The 3,019-nt window shown below is 40.3% G+C and carries 4 protein-coding genes; all 4 read left to right on the plus strand.

What is annotated here, in order from left to right:
- Positions 1–36: 36 nt before the first annotated feature.
- From WA010_RS10190 to WA010_RS10205, 4 genes are read left to right on the plus strand one after another with little or no spacing between them, the layout of a single operon-like run.
- Positions 37–621 (plus strand): tetratricopeptide repeat protein, encoded by a 585-nt coding sequence (locus WA010_RS10190; protein ID WP_422557005.1) that lies wholly within the window; start codon positions 37–39, stop codon positions 619–621.
- Positions 618–1,358, plus strand: a complete 741-nt coding sequence (locus WA010_RS10195) for an NYN domain-containing protein (protein WP_422557006.1) — start codon at positions 618–620, stop codon at positions 1,356–1,358. Before WA010_RS10190 ends, WA010_RS10195 begins: the two co-directional genes overlap by 4 nt.
- Complete coding sequence (locus WA010_RS10200; protein WP_422557007.1) at positions 1,355–2,077, plus strand: Nif3-like dinuclear metal center hexameric protein; 723 nt, start codon at positions 1,355–1,357, stop codon at positions 2,075–2,077. The genes WA010_RS10195 and WA010_RS10200 overlap by 4 nt, the downstream gene beginning before the upstream one ends.
- 39 nt (positions 2,078–2,116) lie before the next feature.
- Positions 2,117–2,839, plus strand: coding sequence for a zinc ribbon domain-containing protein (locus tag WA010_RS10205; protein ID WP_422557008.1), 723 nt, complete (start codon positions 2,117–2,119; stop codon positions 2,837–2,839).
- Positions 2,840–3,019 lie beyond the last annotated feature (180 nt).

Raw genomic sequence — 3,019 nt, forward strand, 5'->3', positions numbered from 1 at the left:
ATTATAATATACTTATGATTACACAAAAGGAACACTATGTCTACATTTCAAATTTTAATGCTAGGTGCGACACTTTTTTTCGCATATCAAATCTATCGTCATGTTCAAACCTTGGAGGATTCATCTACAAAAACAGTAGAAGTTCAGGAAGGCTCAAAAATCGTATCTGTAAATGATTTGGTTGAAAAAGCGGATATAGCCTATCAGAAAAATGAGATCGAAAATGCAAGATTAGCACTTGAAGAGGCTTCACGTATTGAACCAAATAATACTGAAATTTTAAATAAACTTGCATTTGTCACCGCGAAAAGTGGAGACCGTCTGAAGGGAATCGAATTGTATGAGAGATCATTGGAACTCGATGAAAACGATGATTTAACCCACAATGCTATTGCATCTTTGTACCGCTCTGAAAATGCGTATGAACGTGCTCAGGATCATTATCGAAAAGCAATAGAGCTTGATGATGCGTATGCGCAGACGTTTTATAATTATGCCAATTTATTGGTTGATATGAATGAAATTGACGAGGCTAGAGTGATGTATAAACGTGCATTAGAGCTCCAAAGTGATTTTCCTCAAGCACGCGAGGCTCTTCTTTCACTAGGGAGTGCACAATGATCGATGATCAGGCACGGCTTGCCGTCTTAATCGATGCAGACAACTCGCAACCCTCTATTATCGCGGGATTGATGGACGAAATCGCCTCACATGGCATTGCTAGTGTTAAACGGATTTACGGTGATTGGACTGATGCAAAGCTCAAAGGGTGGAAAAGTATTCTTTTGGAACATGGTCTCCATCCGATGCAGCAGTTTGCTTACACAACTGGGAAAAACGCGACGGATAGCGCGATGATTATTGATGCGATGGATTTGCTCTATACGAAAAATTTTGACGGTTTTTGCATTGTCTCCAGTGACAGTGATTTTACCCGTCTTGCCAGCCGCATCCGTGAATCAGGGATTAAGGTTTACGGATTTGGGGAACAAAAAACCCCTAAAGCCTTTATCGGAGTGTGCGACAAATTTATTTATACCGAAAATCTCCGACGAGCGACAAATCACAAAGAATCTGTCACGGCAAAAATTAAAGGGGACAATAAAGCTCTTTTGGCTTTGGTGCGTAATGCAGTCGAAGATACGACCAACGAAGCGGGATGGTCGTATTTAGGATCGATCGGGCAAAACTTGATCAATAAATCTCCTGAATTTGATCCGCGCAGTTACGGCTTTAAAAAACTGCTTGATTTGATCGAAAGTTTGGGAGAGTTTGAATTTAAATATTCCGATCCTCTTTCGGGTTCACAGGCGGTTCATGTTCGTTTCAAACGGCATAAAAGGAGTTATGAAAAATGACGGTAAAAGAGATTTACAGCTACCTTGATGAACTCTCTCCCTTTGCACTGCAAGAGATATGGGATAACTCCGGTCTTTTGGTCGGCGATTTTGCACAGGAAATTACTCATGTGGTATTAAGTATTGATATGGATGAAGAGTTGATCGAATCTATTCCTACAAATTCCCTTTTGATTACCCACCATCCGATCATTTTTGGCGAATTAAAACAACTCCAGTTTAATCAATATCCGGCAAAGATACTAGCCCCGATGATCCGAAAAAACATCAGTAATATCGCCATGCACACCAACTTCGACCAAACGCATCTTAATGACTATGTCGCAACGGAGATTTTAGGGTATCCCATTATTGCCAAAGAGGGGTTTGTATCCTATCTCGGAGTGAATGAGTCTTATGACACGTTCACCGCAAAGATTAAGCTGTCATTGGGGCTCCCCCATACCCGTGGGGTGAAATGTCATGAATATATTCGAACGTGCGCATTGGTTACAGGATCAGGTGCTTCGTTGATACGAAAGATTGAAGCCGATTGCTTTTTAACCGGAGATATCAAATATCACGATGCGATGGAGGCTAAGTCGTTAGGATTATCGATGATTGACATCGGACATTATGAAAGTGAACGCTATTTTGGTGAGGTTTTAGGGGGACATTTGGAAAAATTAGGATTGAGTGTTATAATTTCATCATCTAAGAACCCCTTCACCTATCTTTGAGCTAAAATTAGGTAATCGTGTAACTCCAAAAGGAACCGTATGAACAAACACCTTGAACAATTAATCGAGCTCTCTCATGTTGATAAAGAGATCGATGCATTTGAACCGCAAATTGAAGAAGCAAATCTTCAATATGATGCACTTCTAGCTACTAAAAATAGTATCATCACTGACATTAATGCTTTTAAGCAGGAGATTAAAGATGAGCAGATTAAAAAGCACAAAAATGAGCTTCATTTAGCTGAACTCTCCGCAAAACTCGAAGAGAACGGTCGTAAAAGTGCTGAAGTAAAAACAGAGCGTGAAATGAAATCGCTTCAACTCGAAGAAGAGATCGCAAAAGAGCAAGTGAGCTTTGCCAACGAAGAGATTGAACGTTTAGAAAAACTGATCGATCACAAACAAAATAAAATTGATGAGCTTGAAATCAAAGCAACTGAAATCGAAGGGATTCTTTCTACGGTAAAAGTAGATGTCGATATTAAATTGGCACGTATTGATGAAGATCGCAAGGAAGTTTTTGCTCGTAAAGAAGTTTTAGTGGGTGCTATGAATCAAAAAGGGTTATCGTTCTACCAAAAAATCCGCCGCTGGGCGAAAAATACGACAGCTGTACCGGTACGCAATCAAGCGTGTATGGGATGCTATATGGCAATCAGCGACAAAGTGTACTCCGATGTTATCAAAGGCGAAGAGATCACCATGTGTCCTCACTGCGGTCGTATTTTATTTTTAGAGCCTTCTGACGCTATCGGTGCGTAACGTACTTTTCGACCTTTTTTATACTTTGGTCGCGACGTTATTTTACGTCGTTGCCCTCCCTCTTTTAACCCTTTTTTCATTTAAAAAGAAATATCGTGATTCGATTCCATCCCGTTTTTTTGGAATTAACAATCCCCCGTTCCAACCGCATGATATTTGGTTTCATGTGTGTTCGCTCGG

Source organism: Sulfuricurvum sp., from assembly GCF_049305995.1.
Taxonomy (GTDB): domain Bacteria; phylum Campylobacterota; class Campylobacteria; order Campylobacterales; family Sulfurimonadaceae; genus Sulfuricurvum.

What these genes read in the sequence shown, in the direction of transcription:
- WA010_RS10190 (WP_422557005.1), top strand. Translation starts at nt 37, where the DNA reads ATGTCTACATTTCAAATTTTAATGCTAGGTGCGACACTTTTTTTCGCA.
- WA010_RS10195 (WP_422557006.1), top strand. Translation starts at nt 618, where the DNA reads ATGATCGATGATCAGGCACGGCTTGCCGTCTTAATCGATGCAGACAAC.
- WA010_RS10200 (WP_422557007.1), top strand. Translation starts at nt 1,355, where the DNA reads ATGACGGTAAAAGAGATTTACAGCTACCTTGATGAACTCTCTCCCTTT.
- WA010_RS10205 (WP_422557008.1), top strand. Translation starts at nt 2,117, where the DNA reads ATGAACAAACACCTTGAACAATTAATCGAGCTCTCTCATGTTGATAAA.